16 protein-coding genes are annotated in these 19,169 nt (G+C 61.1%); 7 read left to right on the top strand and 9 right to left on the bottom strand.

The window, feature by feature from the left end:
- The first annotated feature begins 60 nt into the window (after positions 1–60).
- The 3 genes from HB393_RS07850 (at position 61) to HB393_RS07840 (ending at position 3,177) form a co-directional block, all read left to right on the top strand.
- On the top strand, positions 61–1,266 hold the full coding sequence (locus HB393_RS07850) for an efflux RND transporter periplasmic adaptor subunit (RefSeq protein WP_213804618.1): 1,206 nt from the start codon (positions 61–63) through the stop codon (positions 1,264–1,266).
- 80 nt (positions 1,267–1,346) lie between these two features.
- Positions 1,347–2,288, top strand: a complete 942-nt coding sequence (locus tag HB393_RS07845; protein ID WP_255550909.1) for an ATP-binding cassette domain-containing protein — start codon at positions 1,347–1,349, stop codon at positions 2,286–2,288.
- Positions 2,289–2,316: 28 nt separating this feature from the next.
- Positions 2,317–3,177, top strand: coding sequence for an ABC transporter permease (locus tag HB393_RS07840; RefSeq protein ID WP_213804839.1), 861 nt, complete (start codon positions 2,317–2,319; stop codon positions 3,175–3,177).
- Here the strand turns inward: HB393_RS07840 and HB393_RS07835 are convergent.
- The 3 genes from HB393_RS07835 to HB393_RS07825 all read right to left on the bottom strand — a co-directional run bounded on the left by HB393_RS07835 (position 3,174) and on the right by HB393_RS07825 (position 5,934).
- Positions 3,174–4,217, bottom strand: coding sequence for a YpdA family putative bacillithiol disulfide reductase (locus tag HB393_RS07835; RefSeq protein ID WP_213804616.1), 1,044 nt, complete (start codon positions 4,215–4,217; stop codon positions 3,174–3,176). The two genes, HB393_RS07840 and HB393_RS07835, sit on opposite strands and share 4 nt — an antisense overlap.
- 68 nt (positions 4,218–4,285) lie before the next feature.
- Positions 4,286–4,993 carry a response regulator transcription factor gene (locus HB393_RS07830; RefSeq protein ID WP_213804615.1) on the bottom strand — a complete coding sequence of 236 codons (708 nt, stop codon included), beginning with the start codon at positions 4,991–4,993 and terminating at the stop codon, positions 4,286–4,288.
- Positions 4,994–5,142: 149 nt separating this feature from the next.
- The gene (locus tag HB393_RS07825; RefSeq protein WP_213804614.1) at positions 5,143–5,934 is read right to left on the bottom strand and encodes a response regulator; all 792 of its coding nucleotides are present in this window, start codon (positions 5,932–5,934) and stop codon (positions 5,143–5,145) included.
- A 60-nt stretch (positions 5,935–5,994) separates the two neighbouring features.
- Here HB393_RS07825 and HB393_RS07820 point away from each other — a divergent pair, with 60 nt between their 5' ends.
- Entirely contained in the window at positions 5,995–7,920 is a 1,926-nt protein-coding gene (locus tag HB393_RS07820) for a DUF2339 domain-containing protein (RefSeq protein WP_213804613.1), read from the top strand.
- A complete protein-coding gene (locus tag HB393_RS07815; RefSeq protein ID WP_213804612.1) occupies positions 7,917–9,191 on the top strand; it encodes a DUF3999 family protein in 1,275 nt (424 codons plus the stop codon). Before HB393_RS07820 ends, HB393_RS07815 begins: the two co-directional genes overlap by 4 nt.
- Before the next feature lie 62 nt (positions 9,192–9,253).
- Here the strand turns inward: HB393_RS07815 and HB393_RS07810 are convergent, their stop codons facing one another.
- The gene (locus HB393_RS07810; protein ID WP_213804611.1) at positions 9,254–11,971 is read right to left on the bottom strand and encodes a DNA translocase FtsK; all 2,718 of its coding nucleotides are present in this window, start codon (positions 11,969–11,971) and stop codon (positions 9,254–9,256) included.
- A gap of 392 nt (positions 11,972–12,363) precedes the next feature.
- Between HB393_RS07810 and HB393_RS07805 the strand changes: the two genes are divergently transcribed.
- Positions 12,364–12,828: a PA2169 family four-helix-bundle protein gene (locus HB393_RS07805; RefSeq protein ID WP_213804610.1), complete on the top strand. Its 465-nt coding sequence runs from the start codon at positions 12,364–12,366 to the stop codon at positions 12,826–12,828.
- Positions 12,829–12,941: 113 nt separating this feature from the next.
- Positions 12,942–13,364, top strand: coding sequence for a DoxX family membrane protein (locus HB393_RS07800; protein ID WP_255550908.1), 423 nt, complete (start codon positions 12,942–12,944; stop codon positions 13,362–13,364).
- On the opposite strand, the gene HB393_RS07795 is transcribed toward HB393_RS07800, so the two are convergent.
- From HB393_RS07795 to HB393_RS07775, 5 genes are all read right to left on the bottom strand, one after another.
- Entirely contained in the window at positions 13,358–14,263 is a 906-nt protein-coding gene (locus HB393_RS07795; protein WP_213804608.1) for an undecaprenyl-diphosphate phosphatase, read from the bottom strand. The two genes, HB393_RS07800 and HB393_RS07795, sit on opposite strands and share 7 nt — an antisense overlap.
- Positions 14,264–14,316: 53 nt before the next feature.
- Positions 14,317–14,787 carry a GNAT family N-acetyltransferase gene (locus tag HB393_RS07790; protein ID WP_213804607.1) on the bottom strand — a complete coding sequence of 157 codons (471 nt, stop codon included), beginning with the start codon at positions 14,785–14,787 and terminating at the stop codon, positions 14,317–14,319.
- Positions 14,787–15,815, bottom strand: a complete 1,029-nt coding sequence (locus tag HB393_RS07785; RefSeq protein WP_255550907.1) for a hypothetical protein — start codon at positions 15,813–15,815, stop codon at positions 14,787–14,789. The genes HB393_RS07790 and HB393_RS07785 overlap by 1 nt, the downstream gene beginning before the upstream one ends.
- An 89-nt stretch (positions 15,816–15,904) precedes the next feature.
- Positions 15,905–16,942, bottom strand: coding sequence for a threonine/serine dehydratase (locus HB393_RS07780; protein WP_213804606.1), 1,038 nt, complete (start codon positions 16,940–16,942; stop codon positions 15,905–15,907).
- Positions 16,943–17,410: 468 nt separating this feature from the next.
- A complete protein-coding gene (locus HB393_RS07775; protein WP_213804605.1) occupies positions 17,411–19,075 on the bottom strand; it encodes a ribonuclease J in 1,665 nt (554 codons plus the stop codon).
- Positions 19,076–19,169 lie beyond the last annotated feature (94 nt).

Here is a 19,169-nt window from a genome sequence, read left to right as displayed (position 1 = left end):
GCGAAAGCCTCCGTCCTGGAACGGCTTCCCGCACGCAGACTTTTGATTATGAGAGACCCAATGACTCTGACTACACCCGCAGCTCCGGAACGCAGCAACCGTACTCCCTATCTGTCGGCGATGGCGTTCTTCGCCCTCCTGGTCGTCGTCGGCGTCATCGCCCTGTTGCCCAAGTTGCGCCATCGCGATTCGCTGAAGGTGGAGGCAGAGGCGGCCTCCGGACCTCCGATCGTGTTGGCAACGCGGCTGAAGGCGGGCGAAGCGGGCGGCCACCTCGAGATGCCCGCGAGCATCGAGGCGTTCGCGCAGACGCCGATCTACGCCCGCACCTCCGGCTATGTAAAGGCGCGGTACGTCGATATCGGCGACCGCGTGAAGAAGGGACAGTTGCTGGCGGTGATCGACGATCCGCAGACCGAGCAGGCGCTGCTGCAGGCCAAGGCCTCGCTGGCGCAGTCCAAGGCGCAGGTAGCCCAGGCCCAGGCGAACGCGGATCTCTCCAAGACCACCAACCAACGCTGGCAGAGCCTGCAAGGCGAAGGAGTCGTGGCGCAGCAGGATGCGGACCAGAAGCGTGCCCAGTTCGGAGCGGACGCCGCCAGCGTCATCGCAGCCCAGGCGAATGTAGCCGCCAGCGAGGCCAACGTACGCAACCTCTCCGAGCAAGCCTCCTTCGCGCGGGTGATCGCCCCCTTCTCGGGGATCGTTCTATCCCGCTCCATCGATAACGGTTCGCTGATCAGCTCCGGCAGTCAGACCGGCGTGACGCAGATGTTCACCATCGGTCAGGCCGATACGGTGCGTGTCTTCGCTAACGTTCCCCAGACGAACGCCGTCGGGCTGCGCGAGGGTCAGGTGGCCAAGGTCGCCGTTCGAGAGCTGGCCGGACAGACCTATACCGGAATCGTCGCCCGCACCAGCAGCAGCATCGATCCAGGCACACGCACGTTGCTGATCGAGGTGGACCTGAAGAACGATGGACGCATCCTACCGGGAATGTATGCCAATGTGATCGTAGATATCCCTCACGGAGGGACATTGCCGGTGTTGCTGCCTGCAAACGCCCTGATGGTCCGTACGGCCGGTCCGCAAGCCGTGGTGGTCGACTCGGACAACACCGCCCACTTCCGGTCGATCGTCCTGGGCCGGGATCTCGGGGTGGCGATCGAGGTGATCAGCGGTCTAAAAGACGGTGATTTGGTGGTGTTGAGTCCGGGGGACACGGTTGTGGACGGCATAAAGGTACGGCCCAACGTCCAACGGTAGGGTTGCTTATAATCGGAAGGCCTAACGTTTAGGGAAGACCGGGCTGTCCAGGAATGCCGGCGGCGGGGAGATGGTCTGCGTTGATTGTCGAGATTGAAGGGCTTCAAAAGATATATGAGGGCAAACAAAGGGTAGTCGCCGTCAATGGGATCGACCTGAACGTCCGGGAGGGCGAACTGTACGGTCTACTCGGCCCGAACGGCGCGGGGAAGACCACCACCATCAGCATCTGCACGACGCGTGCTCTGCCAACCCACGGCAAGGTAAGGATCGCGGGAATCGACGTCGTCTCGGCTCCGGCCATCGCCCGCAAGGGCATCGGGGTCGTCCCGCAGTACAACACCTTGGACCGCGCCTGCACCATCTTTGAAAACATCCACTTTCATTGCCTGTACTTCGGCTTCTCACGCCCAGAGGCCAGGGCCCGGACGGAGCAGTTGCTGGAGCAGTTCCACCTGACCGAGCGGTCCACGGCCTATCCCTCGCAGCTCTCCGGCGGCCTGGCCCAGCGGGTGCAGATCGCGCGCGCCATCGCGCACCGGCCCAAGGTGCTCTTTCTCGACGAGCCCAGCGCGGGCCTGGATCCGCAGAGCCGTATCGCCATGTGGGACGCAGTCCGCGGACTGCGCCAGGAGGGCATCACGGTCGTATTGACCACCCACTACATGGAAGAGGCCGACGAGCTGTGCGACCGCGTGGCAATCATCGACCACGGTAAAATTCTGGTAGAGGACACCCCCGCTGCGCTGAAGGCTTCCATCGGCGCGCAGCGTGTGTATATGCTGGACCTGAAGGACCGGAAGGGAATCCAGGCGCTGACGGCGCGGCTGAATACGCTGAACGGCGTGACCAGCGTGGAGGCGACCGATCAGGGCGTCCGCATCTTCGCCGAAGGCGCGGAAGGCCTGCTCTCCGAGATCGTGCAGGAGGCGAATCTATACGGCCTGCGCGACCTGACCATCAATGAAACCAGCCTCGAGACCGTATTTATCCGATTGACCGGCAGAGATCTGCGCGAGTAGCCCAGGCAGCGGGAGGCGAACCATGAGCATGACCGAAGTTGCATTGGAATCGAAGGTAAGCCCCAACAAAGAGGCCTCCCGGTCCGTACAGTACACGCGTGCGTTTGCGGGACTCTTCCTGCGCGACCTGTACGTTCTGCGGCGCGAGCTCTTCCCCTTCATCATTCGCGTCTGCATGAATCCGCTGCTGTTTCTCTTCGTCTTTACCTTCATCATGCCGCACATGAGCGGCGGCGCGGCGATGAACCCGACCGCTTCCATGGCCGGAGCCAACTTCGGCACAGTGCTGCTGCCCGGGCTGATGGCGGTCGCGATCATGTTCAGTGGAATCGCCGCGGTAGCCTTGCCGCTGGCTCAGGAGTTCGGAGTAACCCGCGAGATCGACGACCGTGTGATGTGTCCGCTGCCGGTGGCCGCGGTTGCAATCGAGAAGATGTGCTTCTCAGCGTTGCAGAGCATGATCGCGGCAGCGGTGGTCTTTCCGCTGGCGTACTACATCCCTTCGACGCCGGTGGCGGCCCATGTCACGAGCTGGCCCTTTCTGCTCGCGGTGCTGGTGCTTGCCAGCCTGACCTCGGGTGCGCTCGGCCTCACCATCGGCACCAGCGTAAAGCCGCAACAGATCGGACTGATCTTCGGCGTAGTAGTGATGCCAATTACATTTCTAGGCTGCGTCTACTATCCCTGGGCCGCCTTGAATCACATCCGCTGGCTGCAGATCGGGGTCCTGATCAATCCCATCGTCTACATGAGCGAAGGACTGCGCGCCGCCTTGACTCCCGTGCTTCCTCATATGCCACAGGCGCTGATCGTTGGGATGCTCTGCGTCTTCCTGGCCCTGCTGAGCTGGCTTGGCATCCGCGGATTCATGCGCCGCGTAATCGGCTAGACCGGCTGCCTCTGATCCTGCGCGTTGTGGTCCAGCACGCTGGAGGAGAGATGGTCCGCGATAAGCTTGCCATGGAAGCGCCCGTTCTCGATAAAGATCTCGTTGGTGCGCTCTCCCGCCACGATGACGCCCGCGAGGTAGATCCCCGGGACGTTGCTCTCCAGCGTCGCCGGATCGCAGACGGGGCAGCGGTCGTTCTCCGCGTCCAGCTTTACGCCCAGCCCTTCGATGAAGCTGAAGTCCGGATGATATCCCGTCAGGGCAAAGACAAAGTGATTCGGAAGAGTAAGCTCCCCTTGAGGCGTAGCGATGGTCACATCATCCTCTGAGATCTTCGTGACCGAGCTGCTGAAGTGCGCAGTGACCTCGCCGTTGGCGACGCGGTTGTTGATGTCCGGCAGGATCCAGTATTTGACGTGGCGATGCATCTCCGCGCCTCGATGCACCAGCGTGACGCGCGCGCCGTGCCTCCAGAGATCGAGCGCCGCGATGGCGGCGGAGTTCTTGCCTCCGATCACCACCACGTCGAGTCCATAGAACGGATGCGGCTCATGATAGTAGTGCATCACCTTGGGCAGATCCTCGCCAGGAATACCGAGGTAGTTGGGCAGATCGTAGTAGCCCGTGGCGACGACCAGCTTGCGGGCGCGGTGCTGCGAGATGCGTCCAAAGCGGTCGGTGGTATGCACGGTGAAGTCGCCATCGCTTCCGCTGACCGAGTTCACCGTCTCATACTGTCGAACCTCGAGGCGATAGTGCTCCGCCACCTTGCGGTAGTACTCCAGCGCCTCGTTACGGTTGGGCTTCTGGTTGGGGCTGGAGAAGGGCATATCCCCGATCTCCAGAAGCTCCGGCGTGGTGAAGAACGTCATGTTCGAGGGGTAGTGAAAGAGCGAGTTGCACAGGCAGCCCTTATCCACCAGTACGGCGGAGAAGCCCGCACGTTGTGCCGCGATGGCGCATGCCAGCCCCGTAGGCCCGGCTCCGATGACCAGAAGATCTGCAATGTTGGATAAGTCTGAAGTTACGCCGTCGGTCATACACCCATTTTACCGAAGCGGCCCACGCACCCTCGCGAAGGCCCTTCCGAGCGCATTAGCCAAGAGCATTAGCTGTCGAGCGCGACCAGCTTATGTGCGATGGCAAACAACGCCAGCTCCAGGCGTGTGGAGACGCCCGTCTTGTCGAAGACGTTCGACAAATGACGCTTCACCGTCTCCTCGCTAATCGTGAACTGCCTCGCAATATCCTTATTGCTACATCCTTCGACGATGCAAGTCGTGACCTCGAGCTCACGCGGCGTCAGTCCATACGTCTTACGCTCGGGGATAGCTGCAGCCTTCTCCATCAGTTCGCGGAGCGCGCGCAGCAGGTTGACGACGCGTTCGCCGCCGATCCAATAGTCGCCCGAGAGCACCGCACGCAGCGCCTGCGACAGATCGCCTGCGACCGAGTCCTTCAGGATGATGCCGCGAGCGCCGATCTGCAGCGCCTCGATGATCTGTTGCGTTGAAATCGTGCCGGTAAGCAGAATGATCTTTACCCGCGGCGAGCGGCTCATGATGGCGCGCATCGCCTCCAGCCCCGGCAGGCGCGGCATCGCGAGATCAAGCAAAAGAATGTCAGGTTCCAGCTCCAGCGTCTGGGTGATGGCGACGTCGCCATCCTCAGCCTCGCCCACCACCTCAAAGCCAGGCTCGCTCATGAGCATGTTCTTCACCCCGAAGCGCACGACAGGGTGGTCGTCAGCCACTACGATTCGAATGGACGCCAAGCCGAGTGGAGCTTCGTTGGACTTCTTGACCGCTTGATTCATACGTGCCTTCTCCTGACGTCCTGTGTCCATGCTTGCTCTAGCAATTCTCCTGTGGGTCTATAGGAGAGGCTTCGAATCTATGGCCGTTTTTTATCAAGAAAAACGGCACTTCTCAACTTCATCCACTCCACAGCAACAGGAGAATTGCTTTAGATCGCCCGGTGTTCGTGTGCGACCAGCATACTCCGCAGCCGTTCGCACGCTTTCAGCATTTCATCGAGTGAAACTACATAATTAGCATGTTGGATGCCAAATGTCTCCGCCGCGGCGGCAAGCCGCTGCAGTTCGATCGCCCCCACCATGCTCGAGCTGCCTTTGATGGCATGCGCCTCCGCATGGAAGGTAGCATCGTCTCCAGAGGCGCCTGCAACACGCATGCGTTCGATCCGTGTCTGGGCGTCGCTAATGCAGAGCGCATAAAGCTCCTGTAACTGGGCGGCTGGAAGAGATGTCTTCAGCCGTCCATAGGTGGTTTCGTCCAGATAGATGGTCTCGTCCAGACTAGGGACATCTGCTGCTAACTCCTCGCCTGAGTCCCCTTGCTGGCTCTCTAAAGCTCGGCCGCCCTCGCCGGCAAGCGCCACAGCAAGCTGCTCCATCGTGAAAGGCTTCGCAAGAAAGCCATCATAAGCAGCGAGAAGCTCTCTGCCAGGATGGCTCGCACTCATCGCCAGCAAGACCATCCCCTCAACCCCTGCAGCGCTCGCCAGCGAGCGAAGCTCCCGCGCCAGCTCCAGGCCCGAGACGCCAGGCATCTGCAAATCCGTCAGTACAGTCTCGGGAAGCTGCGCTGTCTCCTTCAACTGGCGCAAAGCCGCATCCCCGGAGTCGGCGGTCTCGAGAACATACCCCTCGGCTTCGATCTGAAGCGTCAAAACCTCGCGGGTCAGTTCATCATCCTCGATCAGTAGAAGGCGAATTGGTCTGTTGCCAGTATTCATCGGGTGAAAAGGGAACTTACAGCAAGCTTTGATGGTAAGGATGGCGTTAGAGTAGTTTTTATGGGCCGTGATTTCGAGTTCGATTCAGAGCATCAACAAGCACTAAGTGGATCGGCTAAGTCCGAGGAGTTCGCGGCCCTCGCTGCCAGAGTGACTGCACTCGAGCAGCAGGTGGCCACCCTTCGTGCAACGCTCTCCCCACAAGGCGAGAGCGTAACCAACCAGCAGTATCCCGCTGAAGCAGCCGAAGTTGCGCCTCCACCTCCGAAGCCTACAACAAGTGCCGCTGCGCAGATATTTGCACACTCCGCCGCAGCCCCAGCCAACCCCAGATCCTTGGAAGATCGCCTAGGCTCACAGATCTTCAGCCGTGTCGGCATCGTAGCTCTGCTCATTGGTGTGACCTGGTTTATGAAGCTGGCGATCGATAATCAGTGGATCGGACCCACCGGGCGAATCTTGGCCGGCCTGATCGCGGGAGCCGGGCTGGTGGTCTGGTCCGAGCGCTTTCGCAACCGGGGGTTCTCCGCCTTCTCCTACTCCTTGAAAGCTGTAGGCAGTGGAGTCCTCTACCTCTCCCTGTGGGCGGCGTTTCAGATCTACCATCTGCTCCCCGAGAGCGTCGCCTTAGCGGCCATGCTCTTGGTCACCGCATGGAACGCCTATATGGCGTGGGCCCAGAACGCCCAACTACTCGCCGCCTACGCGCTCATCGGAGGCTGCGCCACTCCGTTGCTGCTCTCAACCGGCGGCAACCACGAGAGCTTCCTCTTCACCTATCTCCTCGCGATGGACGTCGCCGCCATCGTCCTCGTCCGCCTCAGACCCTGGCCTCGTCTCTTGATCGGCGTCTTCCCAGCCACCGTGGCTTACTTCATCGGATGGTACGTGCAGTTCTACTCGGCGGACCAACTCGGCCTCACCTCCGTCTTCATCGCTCTCTTCTTCCTCAGCTTCGCCGGTGTCCCGCTCCTGGCATCACGGAAGCCTCAAAGTCAGAGCCCAACCTCCCCACACCCCAGCATCATTACCGAGATCCTGCTGCCGTTGGCGAACGCGGTCTTCGCCTCGCTGGCGTTCTACGCCGTGCTGCAGAGCTCCGGTTATCATGGCTGGCTTCCATGGATGGTGCTGTTATTCTCCGCGGCCTATCTCGCCATCATGCGATTGCCGCAAAGCACCGCGGCCTCTGCCGTTCACCTGTCCCTTGCGATCGTCTTTCTCACCATCGCAATTCCTCTCAAGATCAGCGGCCGCTGGATCACCGTCTCCTGGCTGGTGGAAGGAGCGGCGCTGCTGTGGGTCGCGGCGCGCCTCGCCTCCGCCCGTTCAACGCGGGACGACTCCCCAGCGGACGCCTATCGTGTGCTGCGAGCCTTATCCATCGTCGCGCTTCTCCTCGGACTCGCTGGCCTCCTCCTCCCCGCATACGGCTTCGATCTCTCCGAAGTGGCGTTCCTCAATCGCCGCTTTGCAACGGCGCTGGTCGGGATCGCGGCCTTCTCCATCGCCTGCTGGATCGCTCTCCACGTAAGGCAAAGCGAGCCCCCCTCTAGCCCGGCGGCGCTGCCTACGGTATGGTCGCGCATCGCCGGAGGCTCCATCATCGCGATCAATCTGATCGCAATCTTCGCCACCGTGCACGAGATCGTCGCGCTCTGGAACGGCACCCCGGCGAACTCCGAAGGCACCCTCCAGCAGGCGCTGGCCATCTCGGCCTTCCTCATGCTCTACGGAGCGGCTCTGCTCGCCGTTGGCTTCTGGAAGCGAACCGCCTTCATCCGCTGGCAGGCGCTACTGTTGATCGTGTACACCATCGCGAAGACCTTCCTCTACGACATGCGCAACCTCAGCCAGGGATACCGCGTAGCCAGCTTCATGGCTCTCGGCGCCCTGCTGCTGGCCGTCAGCTTCGCCTATCAGAAGGACTGGCTGGCATTGAAGGACAGCATCCCAGCCGAGGTTCCGACAGAGGATCGTCCATGAGCCTCGCGCCCGTCCTTCTGCTCGCCGCCTGGCTTCAAGGTGCCCCTCAACCTCCAGCCACGCAGCCGCAGCAGTACTTTCGCTATCACCGCAGCGTCATGGCGGTGCAGGGAAGAGGCGAGGCCTGCTCCGTCATCGACCCCGGCATCTTCCCCAACGCCGCGCCTTCGCTGAAGGATCTGCGCCTCTACCAGGACGGCCGCGAGATCCCCTACGCCGTAACCCTAAGCGAACCCGAGCAGCTCGACAGCGACTCCGCGCGTGTCCTCAACCTCGGCATGCGCGGAGCAAGCATCGTCTTCGACCTCGAGATGCCCTCGCGTTCCTATACCGACGTCGTGCTCGATCTCACAGGCAAAGACTATCTAGCCACAGCCTCGGTCACAGGCGGCGACTCGCCCGACACTACGCCCACGAAGTTGGGAGAGTTTACCCTCTTCGATCTCACCTCGCAGCATCTCTCCCACACCACCACCCTGCATCTGCAGGAGTCGAACCTCCGCTTCCTGCACGTCGTCCTCACTGCCTCTCCCGCACCCGGCACCGTAGGGTTTACAGCCTCCCCGCAGATGGTGCAAGGCGCGACCGTCCCACCCAGCCGCGAGGCCCAGACCCTCTACACCACCGCCATCGCCCTCCGCGACATCCAGCAACGCGGCCATCAGACCGTCGCAAAGGCCTCCCTGCCCGCAAGGCTGCCGATCGAGCGCGTCTCGTTCCTGCTGGCTCCCGAGTACAAAGGAAACTTCAGCCGCGACGTTATGCTGTCCGTGCATGCAGCCCATCAGACGGAGGTGGAGCGCATAAGCGGCGCCATCCTGCGCGTGCACCTCAACCAGACCGGCCGCGAGATTCGGCAACAACAACTAAGCATCCCCGCTGTGCTGGGGTCGAACCTTCAAGAGAGTGCGCAGTTGGAGGTAGCGGTCGAGAACGGAGACGACGCCCCGCTTCCCATCACCGAAGTCCTGCTGGAGATGCGCCAGCGCCAGCTCTGCTTCGACGCGTCCGTAGCCCCTAAGCCGGAGCTCTTCTACGGCGACGCCGCACTGCCCACGCCGCAGTACGACTTTGCGCGGTTGTTCTCGCCCTCCGCCCATCTCATCCAGGCGCAGCTCGGCCCGGAGCAGAGAAACGTCGGCTACCATGCGCGGCCCGACACGCGCTCCGCGGCGGAGCGGCATCCCGACCTCATCTGGATCGTGCTGATGATCGTCGTCTGCGTCCTCGCCGTGGTCGCGCTGCGGTCCTCCCGGGCGCTTCCAAGATAAAAAAAGACAACAGAACTTAGGATAAAAAAGACAATAGAACTAGGATAAAAAAGACAACAGAACTAACGAATCGCCGCGTCTACTTCGCTGATCCAGCTCGGTGACTTCAGAATCTCGCGTGGCTTCGATCCATCCGCCGGACCTACCAGGCCATCGTTGTACATCATGTCGATCAGGTGAGCCGCACGGCCATACCCGACGCGCAGACGGCGCTGCAGCAACGAAGTGCTCGCCTTGCCGAACTCGAAGACCAGCCGCACCGCATCGTCGTACATCGGATCGTCGGTCTCGCCATCCGAGCCGCCATCTCCATCCTTGCCATTCTCTTCCTTGGGTCCTTCGAGGAAGCCATGAACATACTCCGCCTCGCCTTGCGCCTTCCAGAAGGCCGTAACCGCGGAGATCTCCTTCTCGGTCACGAACGGAGCATGGACACGCTGCACACGGCTGGTGCCTGGAGGAAGGTAAAGCATGTCGCCTCGGCCCAGCAGGCTCTCAGCGCCGTTCGAGTCGATGATAGTTCGCGAGTCCACCTTCGTCGCGAGCCGGAAGCTCATACGCGTTGGAACGTTGGCCTTGATCAAGCCGGTGATGACGTCCACGCTGGGCCGCTGCGTCGCAAGCACTAGGTGAATGCCAACGGCACGCGCCATCTGCGCCAGCCGAGTGATGGACTCCTCAACATTCGAGCGGTCCAGCATCATCAGGTCGGCCAGCTCATCGATGATGATGATGATGTAGGGCAACGGCTCCTGGTTCTGATCTTCAAAGAGATACTCGCTGCCATGATCGAAGAGCTTGTTGAACTGGTCGATGTTGCGAACATGATTCGCGGCAAGCAGCTTCAGCCTGCGCTCCATCTCACGTACCGCATTGCGGAGCGCGTTGGCCGCCAGCTTGGCCTCCGTGATGATCGGAGTAAAGAGATGCGGAATGCCCTCGTACATGCCAAGCTCAACCCGCTTCGGGTCGACCAGGATCATGCGAACCTGCTCCGGCGTGCTCTTGAACAGGACGCTCATGATCATGGCATTGATGGCCACTGACTTACCCGAACCAGTCGAGCCCGCGATCAGCACATGCGGCATGCTGGCAAGATCGGCGGTAACGATCCGTCCGTTGATGTCCTTGCCCAGCGCGATGGCCAGCTTGGACTTCGACTGCGCGAAGCTCTCGCACTCGACCACATCCCGCAGCCAGATCGTCTCGCGCTCGCTGTTGGGCACCTGGATGCCGACCGTGCTCTTCCCCGCCATGCGCTCGATCAGGATCGACTCGGCCGCCATCGCAAGACACAGATCATCGGCGAGCCCGGTGATGCGCGCCACCTTAACCCCTGCATCGGGACGGAACTCGAAGGTCGTGACCACCGGCCCGGGGTTGATGTGCGTGACCTGCCCGTTGACGTCGAACTCGGCGCACTTCTCCACCAGGATGCGGGCCTCCTCACGCAGCGTCTCCTCGCGAACCACCGTCTGCTCATCGCTACGGTACAACAACGACGACGGCGGCAGCTTGTAGCCTCGGATGCTCTTCGGAACGATGGTGACCGGCTTGATATCCGCATCCGCACGCTTCCCGAAGGAGATGGACTCATCGGCAGCCGCAGGCAAAGGCATCGCTGCAAACGGAGCAATCGGAACCGACCGCACCGGCGCTGCAACAGGAGGATTCGGAGGGCGAATAGGAGTCGGAGTGCGTGCAGGCCGTAGCTCAGGAGTCTCCACCCGTCCTTCCCCAAAGTCGAAGCCGCGCGGACTATCGAAGTTGGAGACGTCGTCCACCGCATGGATCGGAGCAGCCGCCTTCGCCAGTGCATCCGCAAACGGCGCTACCGCCGCGGCAGCCGTGCCCAGCGCAGTCACCGGAGGAGCATCGACCAGCGTGCGCGGCATAGCCTGCCACATCGAACCCGCAGGCGAGGCGACTTCTCCGCCGTCGTCCTCAGGTGGAACCATGAGCGGCTCCGTACGCCGCTTCCTGCGTCCCAGCCAGCCAAAGAGGCTGCCCAGCAGCGTGGTGCTCTCTTCTGTCTTGCTCTCTGCCTTGGCCTCTGCAAGCTCGCGTGCGCGCCGAGCCTTCTCTTCCATCTGCTCCCGCTTGCTGCGGAACTCCTCCTGCTGCGCCTCGAACGCATCGGGCAGCTCCTGCAGCCTCGCGTTCGCGCGGCGGTTGCGGAAGTTCGTCCACCGGGCCCAGATGGAATGCAGGAAGCCGAACCGCATATAGGCCCACTCCCCCGCCGTGTTGAAGGTAAACGTCGTGGCAAGATACAGCGAAAGCGCAACCATCAGCGTGAGAACGATGCTCGCACCCGGAAGGTTCAGGTAGTGCACCATCGCATCGGAGAGCAGACGTCCCGTAGTCCCTTCCACCGGCAGCGCATGGCGCCAGTGTAAATGATAGGGAAGCAGCGCAATCGCCGCAGGCGCAAAGATCACCCACAGCCCAAGCCCCAGAAGCTTGGCCTTCGGCGAGCCCGCCGGGCGCGACCGCATCCAGCAAAGTCCCAGCCGTCCAGCGACCAGCGGAAGAAAGAATGCCGCGACGCCGATCATCTGCAGAATGGCGTCGGAGAAGTAAGCTCCCACCATCCCCGTCCAGTTGTGCGCCGGACGTCCTGTGGCATATCCGCCCACCGTGCTGAAGGAGGGATCGGTCGGCGTGTAGGTCGCCATCGCCAACAGCAGTAGGCCGGCAGCGACCAGTACCGTCAGCCCGAGGATCTCATTCAAGCGCCGGTTGCGCGTCGGAGTGGTAACGAGGCGAAGACTCTTCATTTGGGGGTGCCTTCCTGGAGGTGCGCGTGGCCTCTCCCGTACCCGGCGGCACGTCTTCCGGCCGGGACGATCGGGCGAACTTCGATAAGGCCGTAAACCACCAGAGCAACTTTGATTATCCCAGAGCGGCACCGCCAAAAGGGCCATCCGGCGTTTGGGGTATCTGGATGCAAACCCATGGCGAAACCTTGCATCTATAGTCTTCAGTACGCGAAAGCATACATTCGCCGCCGGATTTTATTCCCGGCGGACCTTAGTAAACGGCTGGCAGGGGAGCGGGATTTTCGCGATTTCTTCTGCTTGCCGCCGGTGAAGGAGAATCGCACTCAGCCGGCGGACCCTGCTCCAGCCGTAACGCACGCACACGAATTCAGTACGTATCCGAGGACATCATGGCGACAGACGAGAGCAAACAGCAAGAGATGCAACGTGTTTTGAAGTCCGTCATCAACACCCTGCAGGACAGTCAGAAAGGCTTCGCCGACATCGGGGAGCACCTCAAAGACGACACCCTGAAGCGCTACTTCCTCGCAGAGTCCCTCAAGCGCGCCAACTTCCGTGCGGAGCTCGAAAACGAGCTGCACCGCGCCGGCGTTCACGACGTGCATGAGACCGGCACCACCTCCGGCACCCTCCACCGCGTCTGGGGCGACCTCAAGGCCAAACTCGGCGGCGGCGATCATGGCCTCCTCGAAACAGCCGAACAGGGCGAAGACGTCGCTAAGAAAGAGTACGAAGACGCTCTAAAGCAGGATCTGCCCTTGCCCATCCGCCAGCTACTGGCCGAGCAGCAGGCGCACGTCCTCACCTCCCACGACTACGTAAAAAATCACCGCGATGCGTTAGTCGCGAAGTAGCAAATACTAAGTAGCAAATTCAGCGTTTACATCTGTAAGATTTAGGGCGGAAGTCTACGATTGGGCCGGCAGAATCCACTGCCGGCCCGTCAGTTCTTATGGAAGGAACGCGATTGGGCGTCATTCTCGAAGATCGCGCAAGCGAGAGTGCGGGGCTCGGAAGAATCTTTCTGTCGATTGTCTTCATCGGAAGCGGAGTCCTGCACTTCGCCGTCTCTGACGCCTACATGAAGATCATGCCGCCCCAGCTCCCTCAACCGCTCCTGCTGGTTCAGATAAGCGGCATCGCGGAACTTCTGGGCGGAATCGGCCTGCTCGTCGACTCCACCCGCCGAGCAGCCGCGTGGGGATTGGTAGCGCTCCTCATCGCCGTCTGGCCCGCCAACGTGTACATGGCAATGGCCCACCTGAATTTCCCTGGTGTCTTAGGCCAGAGCTGGGCGCAGTGGCTGCGTGTGCCACTGCAGATCCCCATGATCCTCTGGGCATGGCTCTACACCCGCAGCCCGCACCCTCTGGCGAGACATCTTCAGTAGCCTACATGGTGCAGATAGAACACCACGAACGAAGCCACAATGCAGTAGATCCCAAACAGATACCAGCGGCCCTGCTCCAGCCAGCTGCTCAGCCACCTCAGCGCCACCAGTCCGGCAAAGAATGAAAACACCATCCCCAGCAGACTCGTCACAAGGCTGGCATGCAGATCGATCGGAACGCCCGAAGCCGTAGCCTCATGCGACGCCTTCACCAGCCGCAGCGCCTCTAGCCCCACAACCGCGGGAGTCAATACCACAGCCAGCGCAAAGCTGAACCGCTCCGCCCGCTCCTTCGACGCCCCCACCAGCATTCCAGCCGAGATCGTCGAGCCCGAACGCGAAAACCCACGGAAGGGAAGTGCCAGCCCTTGCACGGCTCCCATCCATCCCGCCTGCCGCATCGTGACGCTGCCCTCACCCAGCCCCAGCGTGCTGTTGATCTTCGGAGCCGCTCCCAGCATCTGCCGCTTCTCCAGCAATCCAGCGATCAGGATCAGAATCCCCGCAGCCAGCAGCGCCGGGGCAATCAGATCCAGCCGCCCAAACAGTTGTTCGATCTCTGCCTTCTCGGCTCCTTTGAACAGAGTCTTCTCAATCACCTTCTTGATCAGCTCCCCAAGAACCCCAGTCAGCGCCGTAGCCCAGATCACCCGCACCGCAAATCGCTGGAACGCATCGGAGCTCGAGAAGTAAGCCCTCTTCCACTGGTTCCAAAAGTAGACGATGACAGCGAACATCGTGCCGGTATGCAGCATGACAAGCAACAACGTCATCTGCGGCGAGGAGGGGTCCAGCCCCATCAGCTTCTCCGCGACGACCACATGTGCAGAGCTGGAGACCGGCAGAAGTTCAGCCAGGCCCTGCACGACAGCCAGGACAATTACATGAAAGATCGACATCCTCCTATCCTAAACGGACGGCACAGAGAGGAAGATGAACGAAGATGAATCAATCAGTCGAGAAGCTTCTCGAATACCTTCGACGTCTTCACCTCCGTGAAGCCATCCCGCAGGTAGAAACGATGCGTATCGAAGCGTGTACTCCGCGAAGTAACCCGCAAAACCTTGATGCCCCGCGCACGAGTCCACGCCTCAGCCTCCTCGCACAGCCGTCTGCCAATCCCCGCGCCGCGCAGCCCCTCCTGCACTACCAGCCCGCCGATCAGCACAAACGGCGCGGACTGCAGATGGTAAGTAATGGCCACCTCGATCCAGCCCACCAGCCGAGCCTCCATACAAGCCACAAAGACCGCCTGGCTCTCCTGGCAGCTCGCCAGCCTCTCGATCCGCTCGCGCAGCTCCACCCCCGAAGCCTCATACCCAAGCTGCACGCTCAACGCAGCCACCGCCTCCGCATCCTCCACCGTCACCCGCCGAACCAGCACCTGCGCAGCAGCCGTCAGCTCTTGGTTCAGATCAGTCATTAGTCGCGATCAGTCCCATAGATTGGAATCCCCTGCTGCACCCGATAAGCAATGCTAGCCGCTCGAGCTGAGTAATCCGACTGGGGAAACTTTGCCTTCATCTGCTGTGCGATCGATTGAAGATGAGCATTCGCCGCATCGGCCTTCTTCTTGTTCTCTTCGACGGTATACATCGTCACCACAACGCCCTGCCGGTAGGCCGCGTTGTATAGCGCCTCCGCCGTCTTCGGCCCATCGGGAAACTGCTGCGCATACTTCTCATACAGCCCGGTCTCCATCTCCGGACACTTCGGCAACCCCTGCCAATCCCCGCAGAGCTTGTTATCCAACATCTCGAACGCGGCCTGCGCGGCGTACTTGCTGCCCGGATAGGCCTTGATAATCCGCTTCATATCGGTGTCGTAGATCTGCGGCCGAAGATACGCCTCCTGCTCCTTCGCAGAGGGCAGCGACCGCGTATCCAGACGCTCGATCTGCCACCGCACATCCGCCGACCGCCACGCCGCCTCCGCCGCCAGCGGCGAGTCCGGAAAGTAGTCCGCCGCCCGTCGGTAGAGCATATGCGCCGCCCCAGCCGCACCCTTGGGAGCATGAGGCTGCGACGCCAGCTCCTCCAGGTTCGCCGCCGCGCCAAACAGAATCGCATCGCCTCCAGGCGTCGTCGGAGTCACGACGCCCTTATCGCGAATCCAGCCCGAGGCCGGCGTCACATTGTCCTCATCCCCAAAGATCGGCTTCGAGTCCTCATCCGGATCCTCTTCCACATCCGTATTGGCAAAGACCTTCACCCACGGTCCGCTGTGATCCACGATCACCACCTCGTGGCCCGGCGTCACCAGCGAGACCCTCTGGCTCTCTGGGTCCGCGGCGACATACACGATCGCCTCATGCAGCAGCGTCGCCCGCGCCGAGCGGTCATAGCCGGAGCGATTATCCTTCTTCTTCTGCGCAGGCGAGGTGGAAGAAAAGCACGCAACCGCAAGCAAGGCAGCACAGCAGGCAGATCGTCTCAAATGGCGTTCACGCATAAACATCAGAACCTCGAAGGAGCAGGGGGTTGGAGCTGCTTCATTAGACGCTTCTTCTAGCTTTGGAGAAAGTGCACAGCGCCGGCCGCTCAACTGGCCTGCGCAGCCGCCAGCTCCCGCTCCAGCCGGTCCTTCAACGCTGGCTCCAGATTGCCTCCGCTCAGAATAACTGCGACCTTGCGAACCTTGTCCAGACCGATCTCCTCCGCGTGGAAGAGCGCTGCCGCCAGCGTAACCGCGCCGCTCGGCTCCGGCACCAGCTTCGTGATCGTCAGCATCAGCCGCATCGCTGCAAAGATCTCGTCCTCGCTCACCGTGCAAATCCCATCGACGTAGCGCAGCACATGCTCGAAGTTCAGCGCGCCCAGGCTCTGCGTGCGCAGACCGTCGCCAATAGTGCGTGTCGTCATCGCCGCAGGCCACTCCACCAGCCTCTTCGTCTCGAAGCTCTCCTTCGCATCCGCCGCCAGCGCGGGCTCCGCGCCCCACACCTTCACGCCGGGCTTCGCCAGTCCTGCCTCAGCCGCCAACTTCACCGCCGTGGCAGTCCCACTCAACAACCCGCCGCCGCTCACCGGCGACAGAATCACATCGACATCCGGAAGTTGCTCGACGATCTCCAGCCCGCACGTCGCCTGCCCCGCGATGATGTGTGGATGATCGTACGGCGGAATCATCGCATAGCCGAACTCCTCCGCCAGCTCCTCCGCCTTGATCCTGCGCTCCGACGAAGCCGGCCCCACCAGCACAATCTCCGCGCCCAGCGCCTCCGTGGCCACCTTCTTCACCTCCGGGGCGTTATCCGGCATCACGATCACGGCCTTGGTCCCCAGCGCTCGCGCTGCGTATGCCACGCCCTGCGCATGGTTGCCGCTGGAGTAGGTGATCACCCCGCGCTTCAAAACCTCCGGAGCCAACTGCGCCACCATGTTGTACGCGCCTCGCAGCTTGAAGCTGCCAATAGGCTGCTCACTCTCCGCTTTGATGTAGAGATCGAAGACCGGCTCTGCAAACTTCGTCATCCGCAGCCGCGCCCGCTCCACCCTGTATAATGGGGTTCGAACCGCCACTCCCGCAATGCGCTTCTCTGCCGCGCGTATCTCGTCCAACGTAACGAACTCGCTCATATCGCTCCATTATCTCTTTCCAAGGCAGTCACCGCGAAACAAGAAAATTACCAGGCAATGCAACACATCCGCCTTGGGAAGATCGAAAAACGCTGTCAAGCCCTCAAAAGCCGGTAAAATCCTCTAAGCCCATAAAAACAAACCAGATAATAAATAAAACAAAGTGGCATGTTAGTTATGCGCCACTCGATAAAATAGAAACAGCAGCAGAAAAACAAAACCCCGGCCAACCGGGGTTTCGCTCTTTAAAACAGTTCAGTACCTTAACCCAAGTGATTGCACATATTTGGCCGCAAGCCTTTTATTTGGAAGAACTTGCCGCGGGTCGCCCCGCGTATCTCGTTGCCATAGCTCCGTTTACGCCTAGGCAAGGGGGGGGCACCCCCCGGACCGGAGCGAACTGAAGTTTAAGCAGGAAGAGCGCCCCAAAGGAGCGCTCTTCTAGACAAGCGTTGACGGCAAACCCGATCAAAGCTCCAGAATCACCGGCATGATCAAAGGCCGGCGGCTGGTGCTCTTCTGGATGTAGCGCTTCAGGTCGTTGCGAATCTTTTCCTTGATCACGCCATAGTCGGCCTTCTCTTCAGGACCCGAAGAGTCGAGCGTCCGCTGCACGATCTGTCGTGCCTCGGCGATCATCTTCTCGTCGTCGATGGCCATGCCGCGGATCACGATCTCAGGCGTATTCTCCAGCTTGCCCGTTCGACGGTTGATCGCGATGATCGGCAGCACAATGCCATCCTCGCTCAGATGCTTGCGGTCGCGGATGACGACATCTTCCACCACATCGGTGGACGTGCCGCCGGAGTCGATACAGACGCGTCCCACCGTGACCTTGCCAGTCTTGGTGGCAGTCGTCTTGTCGAACTCCAGGACCTCACCGTCCTCCAGCATGATCGCCTTCTCGACGATGCCCATGCCGGCGGCCAGCTCCGCGTGACGCTTCAGGTGACGGTAGTCGCCGTGCACCGGAATGAAGAACTTGGGACGGACGAGATTAATCATCAGTCGCAGCTCTTCCTGGCTGCCATGTCCGCTGACGTGGATCAGGCCCTGCGTACCATCGTCGTGGATCACCTTGGCGTCGCGGCGCTCCAGGTGGTCGATCATCCGGTAGATGGACTTCTCGTTGCCCGGAATCACGCGCGAGCTAAGCAGCACGGTGTCGCCGGCGTCGATGCGGGCGAACTTGTGGTTGTTCACCGCGGCGCGGCTCAACGCGCTCATCGGCTCGCCCTGCGTTCCGCTGATCAGGACGCAAACCTTGTTCGCCGGCATCTCCTTGATCTGCCCCGGATTGATGATCAACCCCGCAGGAAGATCCAGATAGCCAAGGTCCTGCGCGATCTCGGTCGAGTTATCCAGCGAGCGCCCGATCACCGCGACCTTGCGGCCATGCTGGTGAGCCAGCTCCATCGCCACCCGAATGCGGTGGATCGAGGAGGAGAAGCAGCTAAAGAACAGCTTCTTCTTGGCCTGGGTAAAGATCTCGTCCAGCCGAGGACGAACCGCCCGCTCGCTCGGCGTGTAGCCGGGACGGTCGACGTTGGTGGAGTCCTGCAGCAGCGCCAGAACGCCCTGCTTGCCCAGCTCCGCAAAGGCGTGAAGATCGAAGGCCTTGCCGTCCGGCGGTGAAAGATCGATCTTAAAGTCGCCCGTGTGGAGAATGACGCCCACAGGCGTATGGATCGCCAAAGCGACGCAGTCCACCAGCGAGTGCGTCACCCGGATGGGCATGATGGAGAACGGCCCCAGCGTAAAGCGCTTGCCGGGCAGCATCTCGATCAGGTCGGCGTCATCGAGCAGCCGGTGCTCTTCGAGCTTGCCCTCGACGTAGGCGAGGGTGAACTCGGTCCCGTAGACGGGAACGTTAAGTTCAGAGAGTATCCAGGGCAGGCCACCGATGTGGTCTTCGTGCCCGTGGGTCAACAGGATTGCGCGGACTTTACTCCGGTTTTCAGTCAGGTAGCTGATGTCCGGGACAACAATGTCAACACCCAGCAACTCTTCTTCAGGAAACATCAGACCGGCATCGATGACAATAATGTCATCTTGCCAGCGGAGAGCCATGCAGTTCATACCGAACTCGCCGAGGCCCCCCAGCGGTATCATCTTCAACTTATCGTTAGCCATCAATGCTCAATCTTAGCACTGGCAACGAAATGTCCTTTAGAAAGTGCGAATCCGAGCCGCTCAAAGCGCTCGCCGTTCCCGTTTGCTAAAACCA

Origin of the sequence: Granulicella sp. dw_53 (assembly GCF_018449545.1) — a bacterium.
Lineage (GTDB): Bacteria > Acidobacteriota > Terriglobia > Terriglobales > Acidobacteriaceae > Edaphobacter.
This window is presented reverse-complemented; position numbering and strand designations above follow the sequence as displayed.